Source organism: Psychrobacter sp. FME6 (assembly GCF_014861365.1).
Classification (GTDB): domain Bacteria; phylum Pseudomonadota; class Gammaproteobacteria; order Pseudomonadales; family Moraxellaceae; genus Psychrobacter.
In genome coordinates, this window is sequence record NZ_RRYW01000026.1 from 1 (window position 1) to 25,620 (window position 25,620).

General features: G+C 43.2%; 22 protein-coding genes and 2 pseudogenes. 15 read left to right on the forward strand and 9 right to left on the reverse strand.

The window, feature by feature from the left end:
- The first annotated feature begins 36 nt into the window (after nucleotides 1–36).
- A complete protein-coding gene (locus EI162_RS05500; protein WP_225736908.1) occupies nucleotides 37–1,107 on the forward strand; it encodes a solute carrier family 23 protein in 1,071 nt (356 codons plus the stop codon).
- 119 nt (nucleotides 1,108–1,226) lie between these two features.
- Here the strand turns inward: EI162_RS05500 and EI162_RS05505 are convergent, their stop codons facing one another.
- Nucleotides 1,227–1,892 (reverse strand): TetR/AcrR family transcriptional regulator, encoded by a 666-nt coding sequence (locus EI162_RS05505; RefSeq protein ID WP_192523418.1) that lies wholly within the window; start codon nucleotides 1,890–1,892, stop codon nucleotides 1,227–1,229.
- A 323-nt stretch (nucleotides 1,893–2,215) separates the two neighbouring features.
- Between EI162_RS05505 and uraD the strand changes: the two genes are divergently transcribed.
- The 5 genes from uraD (at nucleotide 2,216) to EI162_RS05530 (ending at nucleotide 6,547) form a co-directional block, all read left to right on the forward strand.
- Entirely contained in the window at nucleotides 2,216–2,737 is a 522-nt protein-coding gene (uraD, locus tag EI162_RS05510; RefSeq protein ID WP_318779290.1) for a 2-oxo-4-hydroxy-4-carboxy-5-ureidoimidazoline decarboxylase, read from the forward strand.
- Nucleotides 2,738–2,789: 52 nt separating this feature from the next.
- Nucleotides 2,790–3,158 (forward strand): hydroxyisourate hydrolase, encoded by a 369-nt coding sequence (uraH, locus tag EI162_RS05515; protein WP_192523420.1) that lies wholly within the window; start codon nucleotides 2,790–2,792, stop codon nucleotides 3,156–3,158.
- A gap of 208 nt (nucleotides 3,159–3,366) precedes the next feature.
- Entirely contained in the window at nucleotides 3,367–4,671 is a 1,305-nt protein-coding gene (locus tag EI162_RS05520; protein ID WP_192523421.1) for a urate hydroxylase PuuD, read from the forward strand.
- A 172-nt stretch (nucleotides 4,672–4,843) separates the two neighbouring features.
- Nucleotides 4,844–5,836 (forward strand): allantoinase PuuE, encoded by a 993-nt coding sequence (gene puuE / locus EI162_RS05525; RefSeq protein ID WP_192523422.1) that lies wholly within the window; start codon nucleotides 4,844–4,846, stop codon nucleotides 5,834–5,836.
- Between the two features lie 150 nt (nucleotides 5,837–5,986).
- Nucleotides 5,987–6,547 carry an ureidoglycolate lyase gene (locus EI162_RS05530; RefSeq protein WP_192523423.1) on the forward strand — a complete coding sequence of 187 codons (561 nt, stop codon included), beginning with the start codon at nucleotides 5,987–5,989 and terminating at the stop codon, nucleotides 6,545–6,547.
- 304 nt (nucleotides 6,548–6,851) lie between these two features.
- On the opposite strand, the pseudogene EI162_RS14910 reads toward EI162_RS05530, so the two are convergent.
- A pseudogene (locus EI162_RS14910) lies at nucleotides 6,852–6,995 on the reverse strand (IS1 family transposase); the annotation flags it as partial.
- Here EI162_RS14910 and EI162_RS14615 point away from each other — a divergent pair.
- The 5 genes and pseudogenes from EI162_RS14615 to EI162_RS05555 all read left to right on the forward strand — a co-directional run.
- Nucleotides 6,981–7,091 (forward strand): annotated as a pseudogene (locus tag EI162_RS14615) (hypothetical protein); the annotation flags it as partial. The pseudogenes EI162_RS14910 and EI162_RS14615 sit on opposite strands and share 15 nt — an antisense overlap.
- Nucleotides 7,092–7,426: 335 nt before the next feature.
- The gene (locus tag EI162_RS05540) at nucleotides 7,427–8,263 is read left to right on the forward strand and encodes a bifunctional allantoicase/(S)-ureidoglycine aminohydrolase (RefSeq protein ID WP_192523424.1); all 837 of its coding nucleotides are present in this window, start codon (nucleotides 7,427–7,429) and stop codon (nucleotides 8,261–8,263) included.
- A gap of 509 nt (nucleotides 8,264–8,772) precedes the next feature.
- Entirely contained in the window at nucleotides 8,773–9,048 is a 276-nt protein-coding gene (locus tag EI162_RS05545; RefSeq protein ID WP_192523425.1) for a Trp family transcriptional regulator, read from the forward strand.
- Between the two features lie 65 nt (nucleotides 9,049–9,113).
- The gene (locus tag EI162_RS05550; protein WP_192523426.1) at nucleotides 9,114–10,532 is read left to right on the forward strand and encodes an anthranilate synthase component I family protein; all 1,419 of its coding nucleotides are present in this window, start codon (nucleotides 9,114–9,116) and stop codon (nucleotides 10,530–10,532) included.
- A 34-nt stretch (nucleotides 10,533–10,566) separates the two neighbouring features.
- A complete protein-coding gene (locus EI162_RS05555) occupies nucleotides 10,567–11,214 on the forward strand; it encodes an anthranilate synthase component II (RefSeq protein WP_192523427.1) in 648 nt (215 codons plus the stop codon).
- Nucleotides 11,215–11,781: 567 nt separating this feature from the next.
- On the opposite strand, the gene EI162_RS05565 is transcribed toward EI162_RS05555, so the two are convergent.
- The 5 genes from EI162_RS05565 to EI162_RS05585 form a co-directional block, all read right to left on the reverse strand.
- Nucleotides 11,782–12,240 (reverse strand): tetratricopeptide repeat protein, encoded by a 459-nt coding sequence (locus tag EI162_RS05565; protein ID WP_192520455.1) that lies wholly within the window; start codon nucleotides 12,238–12,240, stop codon nucleotides 11,782–11,784.
- 308 nt (nucleotides 12,241–12,548) lie between these two features.
- A complete protein-coding gene (locus tag EI162_RS05570) occupies nucleotides 12,549–13,292 on the reverse strand; it encodes an amino acid ABC transporter ATP-binding protein (RefSeq protein WP_192523429.1) in 744 nt (247 codons plus the stop codon).
- A gap of 151 nt (nucleotides 13,293–13,443) precedes the next feature.
- Nucleotides 13,444–14,127: an amino acid ABC transporter permease gene (locus EI162_RS05575; RefSeq protein ID WP_192523446.1), complete on the reverse strand. Its 684-nt coding sequence runs from the start codon at nucleotides 14,125–14,127 to the stop codon at nucleotides 13,444–13,446.
- Nucleotides 14,128–14,201: 74 nt separating this feature from the next.
- Entirely contained in the window at nucleotides 14,202–15,038 is an 837-nt protein-coding gene (locus EI162_RS05580; RefSeq protein ID WP_192523430.1) for an amino acid ABC transporter substrate-binding protein, read from the reverse strand.
- A gap of 354 nt (nucleotides 15,039–15,392) precedes the next feature.
- On the reverse strand, nucleotides 15,393–16,160 hold the full coding sequence (locus tag EI162_RS05585) for a UTRA domain-containing protein (RefSeq protein ID WP_192523431.1): 768 nt from the start codon (nucleotides 16,158–16,160) through the stop codon (nucleotides 15,393–15,395).
- Nucleotides 16,161–16,406: 246 nt separating this feature from the next.
- Between EI162_RS05585 and hutU the strand changes: the two genes are divergently transcribed.
- The 4 genes from hutU (at nucleotide 16,407) to hutI (ending at nucleotide 22,379) form a co-directional block, all read left to right on the forward strand.
- On the forward strand, nucleotides 16,407–18,089 hold the full coding sequence (gene hutU, locus EI162_RS05590; protein ID WP_225736909.1) for a urocanate hydratase: 1,683 nt from the start codon (nucleotides 16,407–16,409) through the stop codon (nucleotides 18,087–18,089).
- Nucleotides 18,090–18,297: 208 nt separating this feature from the next.
- Nucleotides 18,298–19,860, forward strand: a complete 1,563-nt coding sequence (gene hutH, locus EI162_RS05595) for a histidine ammonia-lyase (RefSeq protein WP_192523433.1) — start codon at nucleotides 18,298–18,300, stop codon at nucleotides 19,858–19,860.
- Between the two features lie 37 nt (nucleotides 19,861–19,897).
- Entirely contained in the window at nucleotides 19,898–20,977 is a 1,080-nt protein-coding gene (gene hutG / locus EI162_RS05600) for a formimidoylglutamase (RefSeq protein WP_192523434.1), read from the forward strand.
- Between the two features lie 55 nt (nucleotides 20,978–21,032).
- Nucleotides 21,033–22,379 (forward strand): imidazolonepropionase, encoded by a 1,347-nt coding sequence (gene hutI / locus EI162_RS05605; RefSeq protein ID WP_192523435.1) that lies wholly within the window; start codon nucleotides 21,033–21,035, stop codon nucleotides 22,377–22,379.
- A 305-nt stretch (nucleotides 22,380–22,684) separates the two neighbouring features.
- Here the strand turns inward: hutI and EI162_RS05610 are convergent, their stop codons facing one another.
- Both EI162_RS05610 and gdhA read right to left on the reverse strand, forming a co-directional pair.
- Complete coding sequence (locus tag EI162_RS05610) at nucleotides 22,685–23,266, reverse strand: PepSY domain-containing protein (RefSeq protein ID WP_192523436.1); 582 nt, start codon at nucleotides 23,264–23,266, stop codon at nucleotides 22,685–22,687.
- Nucleotides 23,267–23,758: 492 nt separating this feature from the next.
- Nucleotides 23,759–25,105, reverse strand: coding sequence for an NADP-specific glutamate dehydrogenase (gene gdhA / locus EI162_RS05615; protein ID WP_192523437.1), 1,347 nt, complete (start codon nucleotides 25,103–25,105; stop codon nucleotides 23,759–23,761).
- Nucleotides 25,106–25,620: the final 515 nt, after the last annotated feature.

Consider the following 25,620-nt stretch of genomic DNA (forward strand, 5'->3'; position numbering starts at 1 on the left):
CTGGTAATCGTTTAATTGATTTATTTTATAACATTTTTGTGGTCATCTGACTATATCTTTGGGGTTACCTTCCTCGGGGCATTCGTCGAGATTTTCTTAAGTCAGTTCATCACTAAGCTTAAATCTTTGATGAGTCCAATCGTTACCGGTTGTGTTATTGTCACCATTGGTCTGTCGTTGACCAAAACAGGTCTAACCGATTTAGCAGGGGGTGTTGGTGCTGAAAACTTTGGTAGTATGGAGAATTTACTACTAGGCGGCGGTGTGTTAGTGAGCGTGGTGCTAATCAGTATCGTTAATAATAAAGTCATTCGCTCAAGTGCTATTTTTATCGGTTTAATGTTAGGTCTAATAGTAGCAGCATTTATGGGCCGTATTGATTTTTCATTGGTCTCAGAAGCCCCTTTATTAACGGTACCCGTACCCTTTAAGTTTGGTTTTGGTTTTGATTGGCAAGCCTTTATTCCTATTGCCTTTATGTATATTATTACCAGTATCGAGACCTCAGGTGATTTGACCGCAACGTCGATGATCTCAGGTGAGCCGATAAAAGGCCCACTATATGAGAAACGTATCAAAGGCGGCGTATTAGGTGATGGTGTCAACTCCGCCATTTCTGGTATATTTAACAGCTTCCCCGTAACCACATTTAGCCAGAATAATGGTGTCATCCAAATGACTGGTATTGCCAGTCGCTATGTTGGCTTTTATGTGGCAGGTATCTTATTTATAATGGGTCTGTTTCCTGTTTTAGGTGCTATCTTTACTCAGTTGCCAAAGCCGGTGGTTGGCGGCGTAACGCTGTTGATGTTCGCTACTGTAGCGACTGCGGGTATTCGTATCCTCTCGACAGTGAACTTTACCCATCGTAATGTGTTAATCATTGCCACCTCATTGGGTCTGGGTCTAGGTGTTGCGTTTGTTCCTGATGTCTTTGCGCAAATGCCACAACTGTTCCGCAATATCTTTGGCTCAGCAGTGACCATGTCAGGGGTAATAGCCATTGCGCTCGATGTGATTTTGCCGAAGAACTATGGTGTCGAATATGATACTGAAGAGCAGCATATCGAAGACGGCCTAAAACCGCTTAGAAAAAAAGCGTCTTAGTAGCTGATTTACAAATGCTTCATCATGATGTATAAAATAAAGCCTCAATAGTATTGAACTACTGAGGCTTTAGCTTGGTATCCATAAATAATATCGGCAACGCTAGCTAGCTGTAATCGCTATTCAATGCCACAGCCACGTAAAATGAATGGCACTAGAAAGTCAGCAGCCCGTGCTTCATCTTGTTCATCGTACTCAGTCTTGTTCATCAAGCCGACGATTTCTGTTTCAAATTCAGCGTAGCGCTGCGTCGTGGCCCAAATCAAAATCAGCAGCTGCAATGGATCATCGATAGCGATTTTGCCTTGTTCGTGCCATGTTTTCATCACTTGAGTTTTATCAAGCGCCCATTCTTTCATCACCGTCGACATAAAGTCATGTAGATGTAATGCCCCACCGATGACCTCAAGCGCAAACAGCTTATGCCGATTTGGGTGAGCAAAGGCTTGATGTAATTTGGTACGCACAAACTTTTCGATGACTGTTTTGGGATCGCTGTCCACCGTCATCGTCACCAAGCCCTCATTCCACTCTTCAATAATAGAAAGCAAAACAACCTTATACAGGTTTTTTTTATTCTTAAAGTAATAATGAATATTGGCTTTTGGCAAACCCGCTCGATCGGCGATACCTTGCATCGTGGCACCGCGATAGCCTTGCAATACAAATTCTTCTTCAGCAGCGGTCAAAATCAGTGCTTGATTGTGTGCACGAATATCCTGCTGATTACGGTGTACAGCGCTCTCAGAGGATGATGGTGCGTTTGATTTAGCGTTTTGAGTCATAGGATGAACCGTTAGACATTAATGTGAATAAACAACCATATTCCAGCGTGAATTTAAGATAAACTAATAGATTAATACGCTAATTTTTATGGAACATGGCAAGCAAATATAAAATATTTTTCATAAAGTAGTTGACCAAATGGTCAGGTTTAAGCAGAATGGTTAATATTAAACCAATTACGACTCATTCGATACTACTTTAACATGGGTTTTTACCCTGATTTATGTAATCAAGAGAAATGATCCTCTTTATAAACTTATATCAATCGAATTATAAACTCGTATCATTCAACTTTTTTGTGTCAAAAGATAAGGATATCACTGTGAGCTTATCACTATCGCAACTCAATGCCCTGTCGCCAGCCGATGCTACCTCAAAATTCCTGACCTGTTGCACTAGCAGCCGTTGGGCGAGCCTATTGGCAGATGCGCGTCCGTTTGAAGATGTAGATGCTCTAATGAGCGCAAGCGATGCAGCATGGGGCCAGGCGCAAACAGAAGAAGCCAATTTATTAGAGGCCTTTGACGGTCATCCACAGATTGGTAATGTTGACTCATTAAAAGAGAAATATCGTAATACGCAAGACAGCGCCGCACATGAGCAATCAGGTGCTAATAACGCTGATGACGCTGTGATTGAAGCCTTAGCACAAGGCAATCAAGACTACCTCGATAAATTTGGTTTTATCTTTATTGTTTATGCTACGGGTAAAAGCGCGCAAGAAATGCTTGACTTATTACTCGCTCGCTTGCCAAATGATCGTGAAACAGAACTGGGCAATGCAGCAGCTGAACAAAACAAAATAACCCGTTTACGTTTGCAGAAAATGCTAAGCGACGCTTAAACTTAACTTTAGAGTTAGACTCATTTTTTCCACACATATAAAAGGAATTATTATGTCCGCTACTTTATCATCACATATTCTAGACACGCATCTTGGTAAACCAGCTGCTGATATCGCTGTAACACTACATCGTGTGTCTGCGAGCGGTGAAGCAAAACTATTGGCCAATGGCGTTACCAACGCTGATGGTCGCGTGGCACCAGACAGCTGGGCGTTTGACCCATCTATTGATATCGCTGAATATCATATTGATATTGGTCGCTATACATTGACGTTTGATACGCAGTCTTATTTTGATGCGCAAAATCTCACTGCATTTTATCCGCAAGTTATTATCGACTTTATGGTCAGTGATGGGAATCATTACCATGTGCCGTTGTTGCTTAGCGCACATGGTTATAGTACCTATCGCGGCTCATAATTTTATCTCTTTATCACTCGAAGCCTTATACGAATAAGGCTAAACGAGCGCTGTAAACTCTAAACGTCTGACAGTGAGGTCAGTGGTTTAAGACCAAATAAATAATGCTGGTATCGCTACGTTGTATCACAATCTTTTATAATAACGAAGGTGAGCAAAAGTCGTTACGAGTTACCAAGATATAACAATATAAAAGGACATTGACAACATGGGTGCATATCTTCTCGATTGGCTAAGTTTATTCTTCCGCTGGTTTCACGTTATCGCTGGTGTAGCATGGATTGGCGCATCTTTTTACTTCGTATGGCTCGACATGAGTCTTCAGAAGCCACCAGAGTGGAAAGCCAAAAAAGGCATTTCAGGTGACCTTTGGGCAGTTCATGGTGGTGGTTTCTACGAAATTGCCAAGTACAAGCTCGAACCTGAAGAAATGCCAAAAACACTGCATTGGTTCAAATGGGAAGCCTACACCACTTGGCTGACCGGTATGATGATGCTTATCATCGTGTACTATATCAATGCCACAGCGTACTTGATTGATCCAAGTAAAGTGGATTTTGGTAGCAGTGTGGGTGCCATATCTACCAGTTTACTGTTCTTATTTGGCAGCTACTTTATTTATGAAGCCATTGTACGCAGCAGTATCGGCAAAAATAAACTGGTTTTTAGTGTCACTATCTTTATATTAATGATTATTGCCACTTGGGGTTCTTATCAGTTATTTAGTGACCGTGCTTCCTTTATCCATGTTGGTGCCATTTTAGGTACAATCATGGCAGGTAACGTATTCTTTGGAATTATGCCTGCTCAGCGCGCATTGGTAGATTGTGTAAGTCGTGGCGTAAAACCAGGTCCAGATGTAGCAGCTTTAGCATTAATGGCCAGAAACCGCTCGGTGATGAATAACTACTTTACTCTACCGCTAATCTTTATCATGATTAGTAATCACTATCCAATGATGTATTCACATGCGCATGGCTGGTTGGTATTGGTATTCGTCGGTATTATCACTGCAACTGCTCGTCATTACTTCAACGAAAAACACTTGGGTCGCAATAAACCAAAATTCTTAGTGGTTCCTGCGATAGCAACCGTATTACTAATTATTTGGATGCGTCCGACACCAATTGAGAAATCACCAACCCCTGCCGTCAGTGCGACTGCTCCAGCAGAAGACGCAGCACCGACAGATACGCCACCTGCTGATGGTGCAGAAGCTGATGCTGCTAGTAATGAAAACGCGGCCGAAGCCGTCCCAGTGTCTGCATCTGCTGATGATGATGCTATGGCTATAGTTCATGAACGTTGCACCACTTGTCATGCCGTGCAACCGACTCACGAAATGTTTAATGTACCTCAAGCCGGTATTGTTTTAGAAACTCCAGCAGATCTAAAAACCTATAAAGCAAGAATCATCACGGCGGTACAAACAGAATATATGCCTTTTGGTAACCTGACTAATATGACAGATGACGAGCGTCAGCAATTACTCGAGTATACCTCAGGGTTATAAGCAAACCGTTTAGCAATCTACCTAACGCTGGTTTTTATATCGAAGCCAGCGTTATCACAGTATGGTTTTTGACCCTATCTAGCTTTATAAAAGTTCAGATACTATGGCTCAAATAAAAGACCGCACTTCTTGTTCTACCCTATTTCGTTTTAGTTTATCTAGGATAATCATAATGACAAAAAAAATAACCAGCGATTTTAATCAGGATGCCTATCCGCGTGACCTAAAAGGCTATGCCGGTAATCCACCAAAGGCTAACTGGCCAGGTGGCGCTAAGATCGCGGTGCAGTTTGTACTTAATATCGAAGAAGGTGCAGAAAACAGCGTCATTCATGGCGATGGTCAGTCAGAACGCTTTTTATCTGACGTATTAGGTACGCCTGAATTTCTCAATCGTCACCAATCTATTGAGTCAGCATTTGAGTACGGTAGTCGTGTCGGCGTTTGGCGTGTATTAGATACCTTTAAAGAGTACGGTTTACCGATCACTACCTTTACTTGTGCTGCTGCTGCTGAAAAGACACCGCATATCGTTGAACGCGTCTTAGAAGATGGTCATGAAATTGCTAGTCATGGACTACGCTGGATTACTTATCAGGATATGTACCGTGAGACTGAACGCGAACATGTACGCCGCGCCACTGAAATCTTTGAGAGCATGCTTGGTAAGCAGCCACTCGGTTGGTATACCGGTCGTGATAGCCCCAATACTCGCGAACTGGTCGCTGAACAAGGTGGCTATATTTATGACTCGGATTCTTATGCCGATGAACTCCCCTACTGGCTCAATGTCAAAGTAGAAGAAGGCAGTAAAATCGCCCGTAAACCGCATTTGGTTATCCCTTATACACTTGAGACCAATGACATGCGTTTTGCTTCTAGCCCTGGTTTTACCAACGCTGAACCTTTTTACCAGTACTTAAAAGACAGCTTTGATACCTTGTATGAAGAAGGCGACAAAGACGGTAAGAACGAGCCAAAAATGCTAACGATTGGCTTGCATTGCCGTATCATCGGTCGCGCTGGTCGTATCACTGCGCTCAAACAGTTTTTAAAATACATCACCAGTAAACCCGATGTTTGGGTATGTCGCCGCGATGAAATCGCCAAGCACTGGTATGAAAACCATCCAGCAACGGCAGATAACACCGCCAACTGGATGTAACTATCGACATTAGAGACGTATCATCATATTAATAAGCAAGTATGTAATAGAAGCTAAGCTCGCTGATGATACGCTCAAGGCCATTTATAACTTAATAAACGGCTAAAAAATCAAATAAATGATATTATTAAATAATATAAAGGTGAACTCATGAAAACCACGATAATTGCCCAACCTTTAACCAAAGCTGCTTTTGCGCCTTATGGTTCAGTGATTGAGCCTTATGACGATGAAGAAAAATGTCCTGAAAACAGTTGGGATATCAATCGTGGCTATGCGTGTCGTCATGATTCTATCTCAAAAGTGGCATTAGACGGCGGTGAAGTTGGTTTTAGTATTTTTCGCACTAAAAGACGCGACTGCCCTATTACGCTATCGGTCATGGAATATCACCCGTTTGGTACGCAAGCCTTCTTTTCTATGAATTCCACAGATTATCTGGTTGTGGTAGCTAAACCTGGCGATGCGCCCAAATCAGCGGATGATTTAGAAGTATTTTATGCTCACTCGCATCAAGGTGTTCAGTATGACGCCAATGTTTGGCACCATCCGCTACTAGCACTAAAAGCAGATTGTGACTTTTTAGTTGTCGATCGTATCAATGGTGAGGGTAACAACTGCCATGAATTTGAGATTGATGATTGGGAAGTTTGCGTTGATGTGTCTGCTGAGCAGGCTAAATCAGAGAGAGCAAAGGCTAATGCTGTTTAGACATTAAATAAATAGTATTTTGATTATGCTTTAATTTGATTGTGCTCTAAAAAGCACACTGACATCAGAGTTAGCCAAAATTGACATTAAAAGAACACCAAGTTAAACACTCTAAAATACTTATTGAGCTTTTTAGATAGACAACACATTCTTCTAACGGTTTATTTTAATCGATGTCTGAGACGGCCGTTATTGCCTTCTATACCTACGTTGTACTGTTTTCCCATACATAAGCCACTTCTTGCGATGCACGTAAGTCCAAAACTTATCAACCTCTAACAGTCATTAACCATATTTAATCTTCTATTCTAGAATGACGGCCATGAGAGGTTAAGGCCTGATTATCAATGAACTGACGCTTGCAGTCTTTACATTGATAGTTCTGCTTAACATAGCTTTTTATTGCATTTTTCTTTAGACTTATACTATGACAGTCAGGGCATCTGATTTAGGCATGAGCGCTTCTAAGGCGCCTGATATCAATGACATTGGGCTCATGGAAAACAGAGCAACTTTACATATTTCTAGTCAGCATATCTACAACTGATTAGAGCATGGGTTTTAGATTTAGAGCATGGAACCTTAGGTTTAGAGCATGGAGCTTTAGATGAATCATAGGTCTGTGCGTCATTAGAGAAAATGACAGCTGTTGTCGATAAAAAATGAAAACGATCCAAATTACCGGGCTATGTCTAACGTCTAATAATTTTGACAATAGCTTAGCCCTTCAAGCAAGCCGCAAATGATTTAGTGTTTAAAGGGAAATCCCAGCCAAACGGGTAACCCTCTCCTTTGCTCCACGATTCAAACTCAAAGACTTAAACTCAAAGGTTCAGACACAAATTTATCGCGGCACAAAACCACTAAGGAACATTAACCATGTCAACAAAAAGCACTTATTACGCACCAACTGGCGGCTTGCCTCCACAAACACAACTACTATCTGATCGTGCTATCTTCACCGAAGCTTATGCGATTATTCCAAAGCGTGTATTAACGGATATCGTTATCAGCTATCTACCGTTTTGGACAGGCATGCGCATGTGGGTACTGGCACGTCCACTTTCAGGTTTCTCTGAGACCTTTTCACAGTATATCGTCGAAGTTGAGCCTAATGGCGGCTCAGAAAAGCCTGAGCTAGATGCCAACGCCGAAGGTGTGGTATTCATCGTTGAAGGCGAAATGGATATGACTATCGAAGGTGAGACGCATCATCTTGAATCAGGTGGTTATGCATTCTTACCACCTGGCTGCAAATGGTCATTGAAAAACAACAGCGACAAGCACGTTAAATTCCATTGGATCCGCAAAGCGTATCAACATTGTGAAGGTATTGATGTACCTGAAGCGTTTGTAACCAGCGATCACGATGTTGAAGCCATTGAAATGCCGGGTACTGATGGCGTATGGACAACCACCAGATTTACCGAGCAGTCTGATATGCGTCACGACATGCATGTGAATATCGTTACTTTCCAGCCAGGTGGCGTGATTCCATTTGATGAAACGCATGTGATGGAACATGGTTTGTATGTACTAGAAGGTAAAGCTGTTTATCACTTAAACGGTGAATGGGTAGAAGTTGAAGCAGGCGACTTTATGTGGCTGCGCGCATTCTGCCCACAATCTTGTTACGCTGGCGGACCTGGTCCATTCAGATACTTACTATACAAAGATGTGAACCGTCATATGCCGTTTATTCGTCCAGTAAAATAAGCAATCTGGAATAATTACCAAAATAAAAATAGTATAGATGCATAATCGTTAATTCGAAAATAAAGCCAGCTAATTACCATTAGCTGGCTTTTTATTTTATGTCGAATTGAATATTTTTAAACAGAGCTTTAATAGGGGCTGTATAGAATTCATCTATTAGGACTGCTGATCGCTAAAATAATTCCAGACTAGGCGTAAATCGAAGGTAATGTCGAGACCTTAGCTAGATTTACAACAACGTCTGGGGCGATTTTAGCATCAGTCCGAAGGAACAGGACTATTTTTTGCCACTTCATAGCCAAAACTATCGCGCTTAGAATGACTAAACTTACTATTTTTGGCGTCGAATTGCCTAAAAAATAGTCTCTGTCATTTCCTTAGCTGAATTCTATACAGCCCCTAACGTAATGCTAAAACATCCATCACTTTACTTGTTTTTTATGTACTACTGTACTAGAATACTGAAACAAGATGATAATCAATCTGTTTTTAAATGAAGACTACATATTATGAGCACCGATCCTTATCACAGTTTACTAAAGCATTTAGCCAATTGTACTGACAGCTCAGATATTGAAGCCTTGCTAAGTGCCTTACTGACAGACAAAGAGCAATTTGAGATTGCCAACCGTATTCGTATTTTTGATTTATTAGCACGCGGTGTCACCCAACGTGAAATTTCTGAGCAGCTAGGCGTTGGTATTGCCACCGTCTCTCGCGGTGCTAAAGCGATGCAAACTCATGACGTCAGCGCGCTGCTAGCAACTCACAGACAAGACGATTAAAACATCAATCAACGCTAATTACATTTATTCTAGCTATACCTATTTGAATTACTTTGGACCTCGTTATGACCTCTCCTACCCCACAATATGATCAACCTACTACTATTGATATTCCTAGCAAGCCGCAACGCATAAAGCTGACGCAGGATATCGATTTTTTAGCTTTATTTAAACGCATTGAGCGTGCTTTTGATACTTGTTATTTGCTCGAATCCTTAGGCGAAGATAGCCATATGTCACGCCATCATGCCATTGGTTTTGATCCAGTGATGACCATTGCTGCTATCGACCGCACTACCCTGGCGATTACCGATAACAAAACTGCGAGAACTGACCACTATCAGACGGACAATCCCTATCAGCTGCTACGTACTATCACTCCACAGCACGTCATTGCCCGCGAACAAAGTGGCGGTTTGGTTGGTTATCTGGGCTATGACAGTGTCAATTTCTTTGAGCCAAGTGTCAATGCCAAGCCGAGCGTCGATTTTGAACCGTTTAAGTTTGGCGTTTATCTAGATGGCTTAACGCTCGATAAGATGACTGGAGAGATTTTCTACTTTTATTATCCAACCGAGCAGCAAAACAATCGTATCGAACAGATTAAAGCCTTGCTTGATGCACCGACCCCAGAATACGAGCCACCTACAGTAGAATTTTTAGGCGACGGCATGAGTCAAGACGAGCATGCTAAAGTAGTGATGCAAGTCAAAGAAGACATCATCTCTGGGCGTATATTCCAGTGTGAGGTGGGCTTTAAATCTAAATATCGTATTGCTGGCGATAAAATGCCCATTTATGAAAAACTGCGGGCGGTTAATCCATCGCCGCACATGTACTTTATGAAATTTGCTCAGCAGTGCATCATCGGTGCCTCACCTGAATTATTGTTTCGCTTGCGTCAAGGCGAGATGGAAACTTATCCACTCGCAGGTACGGCAAAGCGCGGCGGCGATGTCGTCGAAGACCGTCAGCTTGCCAGAGCGCTGCTTAACGATGACAAAGAGATTGCCGAGCACAATATGTTGGTCGATTTGCATCGCAATGATATTGGCCGTGTGGCACGCTTTGGTACGGTAAAGGTGCGCAATTTGATGGATATCAAACGCTTCTCACACGTGCAGCATATCTCCTCTGAAATCGTCGGTATCTTGCATCCTGATGAAGATATGTTTAGCGCCCTTGCCAGCAACTTTCCTGCTGGAACGCTGTCAGGCGCGCCAAAGGTTGAAGCCATTAAAGTCATTAACGAGCTGGAGCCAGATGGTCGTGGCGCTTATGGCGGTGCGCTTGGGTCCTTTAACTTTAATGGTGATTGTATCTTTGCCATCCCTATTCGCAGCTTATTTATCAATGGCGAATCAGCCTACGCACAAACCTGTGGCGGTAATGTCTATGACTCCAATCCCGCTGATGAATATCTAGAAATTCAGCGTAAGCTTTCTGCCATGAAGGTAGTATTAGACAGTTTTATGAATCCGTAAATTGCTTATATTTTTGCCAAAGAGTTGATAACCAATGAATGTTTTAATTATAGATAACTACGACTCGTTTACCTTTAATCTTTACCAATACATTGGTGAGATTTTACAGACGATGGACAGTGATAAAGAAGCAAACGTCATTGTTAAACGTAACAATGAGATAACGTTAGCAGATGTACAGGCCATGAATCTTGATCGTATTATTATCTCACCTGGCCCTGGTGCGCCTGATGATCCTGCCTATTTTGGTATTTGTGCCGAAGTGATTGAAGTCATGGGCAAGACAACACCGCTATTGGGTGTTTGCTTGGGTATGCAGGGCATCGCCCATGTTTTCGGCGGTGATGTAGTACGTGCCAGTGTACCGATGCATGGCAAGGTTTCAGCCATTCGCCATGATGCTGCGAGCGTTTATCAAGGCTTACCACAAGAGATAGAAATCATGCGCTATCACTCATTGATGGTACAGGCAGATACCCTACCAAATTGCCTAACTGTCACTTCAGTCGTCGCCAATGATGCTCATGCTGAATTAAGCTTGGCTGAATCAGCGCTAGCAGGCGATGAGATTATGGGTGTTCAACATAAAGACTATCCCATTCAAGGGGTACAATTCCATCCTGAATCTTTTGCGACCGAAGGCGCTAAACGCTTGCTGACTAATTTTTTGCTACAGGTGTAGATTTACTATGTCCGCCTGCTCTCTAAACAAATATAGCTTACTAAGATACAGGCTATTAAGCCGAATAAGTTTGTTTACTAGCCTGATGCTAGGCGCTTCTGTTAGCTCAGCAGTAGCGCTTTTAGAGACAAATTTTATATTAGGGATGGATGTACAAGGCAGCTGATTTAAAAAAAGAGCAAATACAGTGGATAAAACAACGTTCTAAAGACTGCGGTGCAGATGCTACGCATCAACCCAGAAGCCAAGCTGAAAAAGCATGCTTTATTCAGCAAAATGATACTCGAGAACAAGCGTGGTTTTTGTGGACTGATTGAGGTGTGTCCTAATTTTAATAATAGACCTACTGCATAAGACCAGTGACTTAGCAGGATTTTTCACGCAGTATTAGGCAACTTTAGCAGCAACAATACCTACTTATGACTCATCAAACACACCCTAATATAGATGGTTCCCTTATATCAGTCTGTTTTAAGTGGTCTGTTAATTGATTTGAAGGATGAAATGACTGGTTCCGTTGAAGTATATCCTAGTAAAAACTGGCTTATATGCCATAAGAGTATTTTTTTAATGGCTAAGTTTGTCTTTGTTTGAGATATATATCGTGCCAAGCTGATAATGAGCTTCTTCATTTCCTTGTTCATAGGCTTTCCAGTACCATTCACTCGCTTTAGCATGATTTACCTCTACTCCTTTCCCATAACGATACATTGAACCCAGTTTACTTTGTGAACTTGCGAGTCCTTGATTAGCAGATTTTTCATACCATTCAAACGCTTTGCTATAATCCTGATTTACGTCTTCACCCATGTCATACATCAAGCCAAGTCTATACTGTGCTTCAGCATTGCCTTGTTCGGCTAATCTGTTTAGTTTTATAAGCTCACTATCTTCTTCAGGTAATGTTTGAACTTGAGAATTTTGTTGATTCGTTGTGTTATGGATTTTGTAGCAACCTATAAGCAGTATGGGTGATAAGAAAATAACGCAAAAAGTGGTGGTTAACTTGGTTCTAGGAAAAATCATAGGTGCGGCTCAGTGATTAAAAATTATTTATTTTTTGATCGGAAAAAGTACGCTGGTATGTACACTGATTTTATATGAATAGATTTAGAGTACTGACAGCAATACCTAACAGCCGTAGATTCAAGTCCTCACTAGGGAACCGTCCTTGTTCCCATAACAGACCTTATGATAAACAATTTTAGAACGTAAACAATGCAGACTTATGCAAGTGGTCTAATACTGATAAAAATGAGGAATGAGCCAAAAAAATCATCAGCCGAGACTGATGATTTTTTTATAATTGAATACGTTACCACTGAATAAGTAGTTTATAGCTGAATACGCTGCAAAAATGCTTGCGTGCGTGGATGTGTCGACAACTCAAACATTTGCTTAGCGCTGCCCTCCTCGACCACATGACCATCTTCAATCAACACCACATGATCGGCGACATCACGAGCAAAGTTAATCTCATGGGTCACAACTACCATCGTCCAGCCTTCAGACGCTAGCTGTTTCATAGTCCCGAGTACATCTTGTACCAACTCAGGATCCAGCGCAGAGGTTGGCTCATCGAACAATAACAATGACGGCTCAATCGCTAAGGCACGAGCAATACCAATACGCTGCTGCTGACCGCCAGATAGCTGAAACGGGTAAAGGTTGGCTTTGTCAGACAATCCTACCTTATCGAGTAGTGCCACTGCTTGCTCGCGTGCTTGCGCTTTACGTTGCCCTTGTACCACGGTAGGCCCAAGCATCAAGTTTTCAATTGCTGTCTTATGTGGAAACAAATTATAAGACTGAAACACCATACCTGATTTACGCTGCAAGGCCAATAAAGTTTTTTTATTCGGCTTATGAGCAAAGTCGACCGTCAAGCTGCCATCATCAAAGGCAATCACGCCTTGATCTGGAATCTCAAGCGCATTCAAACAACGTAAAAATGTCGTTTTACCTGACCCTGATGGCCCTAATATCACCACCACTTTACCTTTATGAATGGTCAAATCAATGCCTTTTAGCACTTGATTACTACCAAACGCTTTGTGAATATTACTGACTTGAATCATAAAGATTTCCGTTTAAACATTAGAAAAGATGCTTTATAAAGAATAGGTTATAGCATTCCCAAAACTTGAGTAGCAAGGAAAACGAGCGTAAGTACTACACCTAATAGGCTAAGCACGTTTGACGCCACCAATCGTACTTTTGGGTTGGGTATTATTTAGCGACGTAGCGATCTAGGCGGGTCTCAAGCTTACCTTGGATAAAGGTCAAAAACAGACAAATACCCCAATAAATAAACGCCGCTTCGGTATAAACCAGCATAAATTCATAGTTACGCGCCGTGATAATCTGCGCCTGTTTAAACAGCTCAGTGACCAATACTAGTGACGCCAACGAGGTATCTTTTACCAAACTGATAAAGGTGTTCGATAACGGTGGCACTGACACACGCAGCGCTTGCGGCAAAATAACATGGCGAAAGGTTTGCAAATAGGTCAAGCCAACGGTTGAACCTGCCTCCCACTGTCCTTTTGGGATAGACAAAATAGAGGCGCGTACCGTCTCTGATGCATAAGCACCGATATTGAGTGAAAAGGCGATAATCGCTGAAGGAAATGGATCAAGTTTTAACCCAACGCTCGGCAGACCGTAGAAGATAATAAACAACTGTACCAGCATCGGCGTACCACGAATGGCAGACACATAAATACGGGCAAGTCTGTAAATCACCTCATGAAACCAGCCAGCACGCGGCACGATACGAATCAGCGCCACTGTCAGCGCAATGGCCATACCGATGGCGAATGAGATCAATGCCAGCGGTATCGAATAATAGATACCACCTTTGAGCATGGGCCAAAAAGACGAAATAACGATTTGTGCCCGATCAGGACTCATAAAAGGCAATAACGCCAATAGATCTGCGAGCCATGACGCCGACATAACAGACGCTGGTATAGTGGAAGCTAGCATTATTTTTGTTGACTTATATCGGCACCAAAGAATTCTTCGCTAAGTTCGGTTAGCGTCCCATCAGCTTGTAATGTCGCCATCGCGTCGTTAAGTTTTTCTACGACTGCGTCATCACCTTTAATCAATATCAAACCTGAACCACGCTGCTCGCTCTTAGGGGCCGTCAGCTTAATCTCAAGATTGGCATCTGGGAATTTTTTTAGATAATCTAACACGGCAAGTCGATCGTTCATCGTAAAGTCAGCACGGTCTTGTTTGACCAATTGTACGGCTTGGGCCATACCGTCGACAGGAACGATTTCTGCTTCATAGCGTTCTGCCAGCTCACCGTAATTACTGCTCAGTGATTGCGCGGTACGCAAGCCTTTTAAGCCTTCCCACGAACTGTAACGATTGTCATCAGTCGGTGCTAATACGACGGCTCCTGACCAGCTATAAGGTGTCGCGATATCATACTTTTTCTGACGCTCAGGGGTGGTCAAGCTCACTTGGTTCGCCACCATGTCAAAACGCTTTGAATCCAAACCTGCCAGCATCGCATCCCACTGGGTCTCTTTAAAATCCACCTCAACGCCTAGCTTATCTGCAACCGCACGCGTGACTTCGACATCATAACCGGTGAGCTTGCCGCTCTCATTGTGATAAGTGAACGGTGGATAGGTGCCTTCTGTACCAACGATGATAGTATCGCCATTATTGATACGTTGCAGCAAATCTGAGCCACCACTCGCAGCACTGTCTGTTGCAGTGGTATCGGCGTCATTAGTAGTGGACTGACCACAAGCGGCCAGTAATACGGTACTGGCGGCAAGGGCTAAAAGAGTACGACGTTTCATAAGGCGTCCTTATAAGATGAATGAATAATACAAAAATATAACTGGAGCAAAACTATATAAGCCGAACAAAATGGCTAACTCATGAAATACAGGGATGGCGATAAAGCCTGTGCTCTATTATCTTTGGCCTTGGCTGCCCGATTTGAGGATACGCAGTATATTTTTCAATACTAAGGCTATATTATCTTTAAACTTTAGGGTTTTTAGAACAAAACAGAACTTTGGCGCTATTGTCTAATTGGCGATGTCGTCTAATTGGCGCTAGTGTCTAAATAGTGGCTATTCCATATGTTAGCGTAATTGGGAGAGAATAAACGTACAAAAACAGTGAGCATGCGTAAGGTTACATCTCATTTATAACTCGCCTGAGAACTGATAGCGGTCACCTGCATGCCACATTTTGACAAAGGTCAGCACTTGACCTGACGAATAGGTTTGCCGACGCAAGACTAAAGTTGGCGATTGTACCGATATCTGTAAGGCAGCTGCAATCGCATCAGGTGCTGCTACGGCACGGATGGTATAGCTGCCGCGCTCCAGTGGACTTTTGGCAATGAGGTAATCGCTGGTGTTGACCACACTAAAATCCTGCTCGATAAATTCAGGAACTTTGACGGCATCGACCCAGCGTTCTTCGAACTGTATCGGTTGACCATCAGCAAAGTGGATAATTTTTACCTCATATAAAACCACTGCGTCGCTATTATTAGTATCAACATGACTGACCTTTTGTAAACCAAAAGGTACAACCGCTGCCTCAAGATCAAACTTACGCCGCAGCTCATCATCTAGCATAGCGGCTGTCAGAGGACGCTTACTCACAACCTGCGCCTGATAATCGCGGTTGGCTGATTTCAAATCTTGAGCGATATTGCGCACTTCCACAAAGGTGTGATTAAACTGCTGCTGAGCGACAAAAGTCCCTGAGCCTTGCCGACGCTCCAATACCCGCTCCTCGCTCAGCTCTTTTAAAGCGCGATTTACCGTCATCCGTGACACACCAAACTCTTCTGCTAGCGCCATTTCTGTAGAAATCGCATTACCTGCCTGCCATTTACCAGAATGAATATTGTCTAATATCGCATTTTTAATCCGCTGATACGCTGGAATTGTCTTTGTCATATCCGCCTTTAACCGTCAACTGTACTCATGGGAATAGCGCCATAATATCACGAGATAACCTGACAAGCCTCAGCAAAACTACATGGTAAGTACCTAACTACAAAATCACTAAAAAATTAATGGGTAATAAATAAAAAACCTTGCATAAAAAAAACATTCCTGATAATTTGTATATACAAATTTAAAGGCTTTATTTTTAAAACACCACTGCTTAGAAAATCATAAGGAACGATGATGACTAATAAAATGACCCGCCGTGACGAAAGCCGCAATATAGCCGCACCGACCGGCAGCACCCTACACTGTAAGAGCTGGCTGACCGAAGCGCCTTACCGCATGCTGCAAAACAATCTGCATCCTGATGTCGCTGAAAACCCAAAAAGCTTGGTCGTTTATGGCGGTATCGGACGCGCAGCCCGTAATTGGGAAAGCTACGATCAAATCCTAGAATCACTAAAAGAATTAGAAAATGATGAAACCTTACTGGTGCAATCAGGCAAACCAGTCGGCGTCTTTCAGACTCACGAAAATGCACCGCGTGTATTGATTGCTAACTCCAACCTTGTGCCGCGCTGGGCCACGTGGGAGCATTTTAATGAGCTCGACCGCAAAGATTTATTTATGTACGGTCAGATGACTGCGGGTAGTTGGATTTATATCGGCACCCAAGGCATCGTCCAAGGTACTTATGAGACTTTTGTCGAAGCTGGTCGTCAGCATTATGACGGTAGCTGGGCAGGCCGCTGGATTTTGACTGCCGGTCTTGGCGGTATGGGCGGCGCGCAGCCATTGGCCGCGACCTTTGCTGGAGCGACTTCGCTAAATATCGAATGCCAACAGTCTAGTATCGATTTTCGCTTGCGTACGGGCTATGTCGATAAGCAGGCTGATAATCTAGACCATGCTTACGAGCTTATCAAGCAGCATACCGATGCTGGTGAAGCGGTTTCTATCGCCCTACTTGGTAATGCTGCGGACATCTTACCTGAAATGGTCAAACGCGCTAACGCTGGCGGCATGAAGCCGGACTTGGTCACTGACCAAACCTCAGCACATGATTTGATTAATGGTTATCTACCAAGTGGCTGGACCGTTGAAGAATGGAAAGCTGCTCAAGAAAATCCAGAGCAACATGCCGCGCTAGCCAAAGCAGCGGCTCAGTCTTGTGCGGTTCACGTACAAGCAATGCTAGATCTACAAGACATGGATATTCCAACGACCGATTATGGTAATAACATTCGTCAAGTTGCCTTTGATGCAGGGGTTAAAGATGCCTTTAATTTCCCAGGCTTTGTACCGGCTTATATTCGTCCGCTGTTTTGCCAAGGTAAAGGTCCATTTCGCTGGGTAGCATTATCAGGTGATCCAGAAGATATTTATAAAACCGATCAAAAAATTAAAGAGTTGTTTCCAGAAAATCAACATATCCACCGCTGGCTTGATATGGCAAAAGAGCGTATCCAGTTTCAAGGATTGCCTGCGCGTATTTGCTGGTTAGGTCTTGGTGAGCGTGACAAAGCGGGTCTTGCCTTTAATGAGATGGTCAAAAATGGTGAGCTAAAGGGCCCTATCGTTATCGGTCGTGACCATTTAGACACAGGCTCTGTTGCCAGTCCAAACCGTGAAACAGAAGGCATGAAAGATGGCTCAGATGCCGTATCTGATTGGGCGCTATTGAACGGTATGCTTAATGTCGCAGGCGGCGCAACTTGGGTCTCTCTACATCACGGTGGTGGTGTTGGCATGGGCTATTCGCAACATTCAGGCATGGTCATCGTCGCTGACGGAACTGATGCGGCAGCCAAACGCTTATCGCGGGTACTGGTAAATGATTGCGGCTCAGGTGTCATGCGTCATGCTGATGCAGGATATGAGCTGGCGATTAAGACAGCCAAAGAATACGGCCTAAACTTGCCGATGATTAAGTAGCCCAAATCATTTTTACCTTATAAAAATAAATATATAGTTGATTCACTTTAAAACTGATACGAGTGCTACTGGAGTAATTTTTTCGCAGCCTCTGTCACGCTCGCGAACAGCAAGCAAGAAAAACTTATAACAGTAGCACGTGGTTATTTACTCTATTACAGTCGTATCGACTTTATTTAGAATTGCCTATATAACAAGGATTCTCCCTATGAACAATATCAAACAATTAACTCTACACCCTCGCCAATTAAGTTTTGCGATGTTGCGCGATATTTACGAGCAACCGGTCATATTGACGCTACCTGACAGCGCTTATAAAGCGATAGATGCCTCACTCCAAGATGTACGCACCATCATTGCACGTGATAAGAGCGCTTATGGTATCAATACCGGTTTTGGTCTTTTAGCAAAGACCCGTATCAGTGATGATCAGCTCGAGCTACTTCAGCGTAACCTTATCGTTTCTCACTCGGTGGGTACTGGTGAACCCTTACCAGATGGCGTGGTTCGATTGATTATGGTCATGAAAGTTGCCAGTTTGGCGCAAGGTGTCTCTGGTGTCCGTCGCGAGGTCATTGATAGCTTACTTGGCTTAATTAATAATCAAATCACGCCAAACATTCCTGCCAAAGGCTCAGTTGGCGCGTCAGGAGACCTCGCCCCTTTGTCACATATGACATTGGCAATGATGGGCGAAGGCGACGTCTATGTCGCTGGTAAAAAACTACCAGCCGCTGAGGCGTTAGCGCAGCATGGTCTTGAGCCAATTACCCTTGCCGCAAAAGAAGGGCTAGCCCTTATTAATGGCACCCAAGTATCAACTGCACTGGCATTACGCGGTTATTTCTTGGCGCGTGACTTACTTGAGACAGCAACTATCGTCGGCTCACTGTCTATCGATGCCGCTAAAGGCTCAGATGCACCATTTGATGCCCGTATTCACGAAGTACGTGGGCACCATGGTCAAATTGAAATCGCCAAAGCCCACCGTCAGCTTATTAAAGGTAGCGCCATTCGCGCCTCCCATGACGGCGAGCAAGACGATAGAGTACAAGATCCTTACTGCTTACGTTGTCAGCCGCAAGTAATGGGTGCCTGCCTTGATATCATCAATCAAGCAGGCAAGACACTATTGATTGAATCAAATGCCGTCACTGACAACCCACTTATCTTTAACAATGAAGACGGTCCTGTTGCTATTTCAGGCGGTAACTTTCATGCTGAGCCAGTGGCCTTTTCGGCTGATATTCTAGCCTTAGCCATTGCCGAGATTGGTTCTATGTCTGAGCGCCGTATCGCCTTGCTAATCGATGCGACTCTCTCAGGTGATTTACCGCCATTCTTGGTTGACAATGCTGGGGTCAACTCAGGCTTTATGATTGCCCATGTGACCGCCGCCGCACTCGCCTCAGAGAACAAATCCATCGCTCATCCTGGCAGCGTCGATAGTATTCCAACTTCCGCCAACCAAGAAGACCATGTATCGATGGCAACCTATTGCGCACGACGCTTGTATGAAATGGCGCAAAACACTGCCACTATTATCGGTATTGAGCTACTTGCTGCGGGTCAAGGAATCGACTTCCATCGTGGACTAGATACTTCAGAAGCATTGACGACCGCGCATCAAACACTACGCGCGCAAGTGACGTTTTATGACAAGGACCGCTACCTAGCGCCTGATATCGAAGCGGCAAAGCAATTAGTATTAGCTGGTACCCTTGCTGAGCATTGGCAAGAATTACGTAGCAATTGGTACGAGTCTAAGTAAGCAGATAGCTTTAAATGTATGTTAAAGGAGATCGGCGATGACTACAATAAATGTTAGCCACACTGCTGCTGATATGAGCCGCTGGACAGGACGCGCAGAGCCGTTTGAAACTGACCGTGCCTGCTACTGGTATCAGCTGGCACAGTCTTATGCGTTTGATAACGCTATATCAAGGGCAGGACAGCGTATTGGACTGACTGGCTTTGCTTGTGACCAAGGTGTCAGACGTAATCAAGGGCGCGTCGGCGCAAGAGCTGCTCCGCCATTGATTCGTCAGGCATTTGCTACGCTACCAGTCATCGCTGACTTGCAACAGCGCTTTGAAGGTCAATTGCTAACCTTATTAGGTGATGCCGGTGATATCAACTGCCATGACAATGATAATTTTGCCGCGAACACTCTAGAACAAGCCCAAGCACATTATGCCGATAAGGTGAGCCATATTATTAAACAAGGCAGCTTGCCCATTGGTCTTGGCGGTGGTCATGCGATGGCTTATGGTAGCTTTTTAGGGTTATGGCAGGCGCTACGACAAACAGATGCTGCCAATGATATAAGCTCGACTGATACAAGCGCGACGCCGCGTATTGGCATTATCAACTTTGATGCGCATTTAGATATTCGTCAGTCTGATGTGGCTACTTCTGGCACACCATTTCGACAAATAGCAGAACACCTTGATGAGCACGGTCAGCCATTTAACTATTGCTGTATTGGTGTCAGTCGATTTTCGAATACTGCGGCTCTATTTGATCGTGCTGAGCAGTTGGGTGTACATCATATCATCAGTGATGAAGATTGTACCAATAAAAAATGGAAAAAAATTGCTGCTCAAATAACAACCTTCATCGATAGCGTGGATATTATTTATTTAACGATCGATATGGACTGCTTGCCATCAAGCGTTGTTCCCGGCGTTAGTGCGCCCGCTGCCTATGGTATTCAGCTGAGTTTCGTTGAACGCGCGGTCAAGCTTATTATGGCATCAAATAAAGTAAAAATAGCCGATATTGCTGAGATTAACCCAACCTTTGATATTGATGCTCGCAGCTGTAAAGTCGCGGCGAGACTATTAGCAACTATTATTGAGCAACACTTATTAACGACACTGGTTTAAACACATAACCACTTTTATAACTCACCTGATTATCAGCACTTAACAGGAGTATATTATGACTAACACAGCAAACCAAACAACTGATGCTGCAACGATGACCTCTTTTGATCACATCATTATCAATGCCAATCTTGCCACATTTTCAGCACAACACGGTTTCGATATTCATGCTGGCAACAAGGACAATGAATCGGCGGTAGCAAGCAGCACCTCAATAAAAACCACCCCTTATGGTCAACTAGAAAATTCAGCTATCGGTATCAAAGACGGGAAAATTGCATGGATTGGCGCGACCGAACAGATGACATCACACCTTTCTCATTATCAAGCGGATCAAATCAAAGATATTAAGGGCGGTTGGATAACGCCAGGCTTAATCGACTGCCATACACATCTGGTCTATGCTGGTAATCGCAGCAATGAGTTTGAAGCGCGTCTACACGGCGCCAGTTATCAAGAGGTCGCTGCACAAGGTGGCGGGATTGTCGCGACGGTCAGCGCCACTCGTAAAGCCCGTCAAGAAGAAGTATTTGCCCAAAGTGAAAAGCGCCTGCTTGCTTTGATTAAAGAAGGCGTGACCAGTATCGAGATTAAGTCTGGTTATGGCTTGGACTTAGACACCGAACGTAAAATGCTCACAGTCGCACGCCAGCTCGGGGACAAATACGACATACATGTCAGCACCACTTATCTGGCGGCTCACGCCCTGCCTCCTGAATACCAGTCTCACATACAGGACCGTGCCGACGACTATATCGAGCAAGTTTGCGAATGGTTGCCAATCCTACATAAAGAAGGCTTGGTCGATGCGGTCGATGGCTTTTGTGAAAACATCGCCTTTAGTGCGGCACAAATCAGGCGCGTCTTTGAGGTTGCGCGCGCGCTGAACTTACCGGTTAAACTGCACTCTGAGCAACTATCTGATATCGGTGGTAGCGCCTTGGTTGCTGAATATCAAGGATTATCCAGCGATCATTTAGAGCATTTATCAGAAGGTGATATAAAAAAGATGGCCGCAAGTAATACGGTTGCTGTACTCTTGCCTGGTGCATTTTATACCTTGCGTGATACCAAGTTGCCACCGATTGAAGCGCTACGTAAGCATCAAGTGCCCATGGCAATCTCTACCGATTGTAATCCTGGTACATCACCACTGACATCGCTGTTATTAGCGATGAATATGGGCTGTACGCTATTTTATTTAACCCCTGAAGAAGTATTGGCAGGCTCAACCGTCCATGCTGCGCAGGCTTTAGGACTACCTAATAAAGGGCGTATAGAAGTTGGCTGTGATGCCGATTTAGCGCTTTGGGATATTACCCGCCCTGCCGATTTATGCTATCAGATAGGACTCAACCCTATCCAAGGTATTATGATCAAAGGACAATGGCGTAAAGGATAGCATAGCCAGATCTAAATCAAAAAGAGTCATTCATATTAGGGGTTGTATAGAATTCAGCTAAGGAACTGAGAGAGGCTGCGAAAAACTTTATAGCAATAGTACTAGGGCGTGTCCTCATTTTAAAAATGGTGATGAAAATGAGTTAAATTGCAGTTAAACAAGGAAAATAGTGCAGATAATATCGGGATATTAGCCAAATATTTGACGATGTTTAGCAAAATTTAGCCATTTTAGCCCATTTAGGTATTATCGTTTAGATTGAGGACACGCCCTACACCCATGGTTTAACTTATATCATTAGGCGATTACTTTTTAACCTTACGTTTAAACACTGAACCTGTATTGGCATCGATATTGAGTTCAATAATTTTCTGACCCTTGAGTACTTCAACCTCATAATATGAGGTATGTTTTGCATAATCACGGTCGTTTTTAAACTCAATTTCCATCACCTGACCGCCTGTTTGCTTTTCAGCAAGGTTCATCGCCGCCACAATGTTGATTTTTGCCTTTTTCTGTACTTTATAATCGTTAGTATCATCGCTATCTAAACGCTCAGATTCAGATTTGACAACTTTACCAGTCATAGCATCTATTTTGATTTCATAGTTGATACGGTCAGTGCTGAACTCTACTTCATACACGCCACCATTGCCGTCAGCATCACTATCATCGTCATCGAATTCGGCACTAACTAAAGTACCAGTAGCTTCTTTACTGGCTATATTAATGGCTTGCTTTAAGCTGATTTTTGCAGCTTGAGCAGCGCGCACCTCATCTGAATGACTAGAGGCACTGGCGGCTGTCGTCATGACACCTGTTGTCAAAGCCAATGTCAAACAAGCACCTAATGTCGTTAGTTGAAAACGCTTAAGAGCCTTATTCATAATAATTATCTCCTTATCTATGCTGTATAGATTTTTTTCTAATTATACTAAACCCAAAAAGTAAGATTAGCTGTGTCAAACTCGTTTAGTCTACAGTACGTAGCACTGGCATTCGTTTTCCTTGCTACTCTAATTTTTGTGAATGGTATTACCTAAATTTTGAGTATCTAACGTTATCGTGTTTCCTATCATAACGCTGATTAGAGAGCTCTTTGGCGCAAAAAAGCATCTCAATGTATTATCATTGTTTATAGAAAAAAAACGCGCCTACTCATCAAAGTAGGCGCGGTATGTATGGTGTCCTTTCAGGCGCTATTCATGATAGCGACCATAACTCAATCTTATACCAAACCCAAAAAGTAAGATTAGCTGTGTCAAACTCGTTTAGTCTACAAAGCGTAGTACTTGCACTCGTTTTCCTTGCCACTCTAATTTTTGTGAATGGTATAAGTTTTTATATAGCACTGATAGAGAAGTAGTACTGATCAAAACTTAGTTCAAAATACCATAAGCACATAACGCGTCAGCAACACGCTTGAAACCAACGATATTTGCGCCCGCCATATAGTCAATATAACCTTTATCCGTTTGGTTATATTCTTCTGACGCTTCAGCCGCACAGTCATGGATGTTTTTCATGATGCACTTTAGGCGCTCATCTACTTCATCAAAGGTCTGATACTGACGCACTGAGTTCTGTGACATCTCCAGCGCTGAAACAGCGACGCCACCAGCATTTGCCGCTTTTCCTGGTGCATAATGCACACGATACAAGCGAATATGATCGATGGCATCAGCAGTCAGCGGCATATTTGCGCCTTCAACGACGTATTTGACCCCATTATCTACCAACTGTTTGGCTTCATCTTCATTGACTTCATTTTGGGTCGCTGAAGGTATCGCAATGTCCGCTTTGAATTGCCAAGGCTTTTCGCCTGCAAGCCACTTACCACCAAAAACATCGACATATTCTGCTAGTGGTTTGCTTTGCTCTTTTTGCGCTTTGAGCCAATCGATTTTTTCTTGATTGAGGCCTTTTTCATCATATAAAGTGCCTTGAGAATCGGAAACCGTCAAGACAATACCACCAAGCATGCAGACTTTTTCAGCAGCATGTAGCGAGACATTCCCCGCGCCTGATACTAAGACTTTCTTTCCTTTAAGTTCTTCGTTTTGTGCGGCAAGCATATTTTCTAAGAAATATACGGCGCCATAGCCCGTCGCTTCAGTACGCATTAAACTGCCGCCAAAACCGACGCCTTTACCAGTCAGAACACCGGTAGATTCGCGCGTCAGGTTTTTGTACATGGCAAACATATAACTGACTTCACGTCCACCAACACCGATATCGCCCGCTGGTACGTCCATATCTTTGCTGATGTAGTGATGCAATTCACGCATAAAAGCATAGCAAAAACGGCGAATCTCAGTGTCTGTTTTGCCTTTAGGGTCAAAATCAGAGCCACCTTTGCCGCCGCCAATAGGCAAGCCTGTCAGTGCGTTTTTGAATATTTGTTCAAAACCTAAGAATTTTAGAACCGATTCGTTCACGGTTGGATGAAAGCGCAGACCACCTTTATAAGGGCCTAAAGCATTGTTGAACTGTATACGCCAGCCACGGTTGACTTGTACTTCACCTTGATCGTTTTCCCAGTTAACACGGAAGTTAAAAATACGGTCAGGCTCAGTCAGGCGCTCAAATATCTTCAAAGTTTCGTATTCAGGATGCGCATCATATAGTGGCTTAATCGTAAGGGCCACTTCTTTTGCCGCTTGGATAAATTCAGATTGGTGGGCGTATTGTGATTCAATTTTTTCGATAGCCTGACTGATGCTCATATAGGTTCCTTAAGGTAAAAATTGTGGTCGTGCTGATTTACATTGGCGTTTTATCGCATTACTGCAAACGATCGGATGGCAAACGCTAATGTGGGATTGCAGTCGCTCCTGTACGCTGTTCTGTCTAGGAACTGGTGGGATTAGAAGTCCGTTAATTGTGTCTCTAAATAGTACATCCAGAAGCACAAACTTTTTTGCCTTACATCTATATATCATTTTTTAGGCGTATAAGTCTAGTAAATATCACCATCATCAAAAGTGATGAACAACTTTTTTATAATTATAATGTATAAAATGACCGTTGACGAAAACTTAGTAGTCAAAAAAAATCAAAGCCAATGTTGAATATTTTGACTGCTTTATGATTAGAAACTTAGGTTCTTTTATTGATTTTATCAAACTTACTGTATGGAATAAGCGTCAAGCTAAAAATAAAAGTAATAGTTAAACCACTAAAACAAACTTTTGTTATATAAGATTAAGAAGTGAATGACGAAAGGTTATTAAACTGCCTT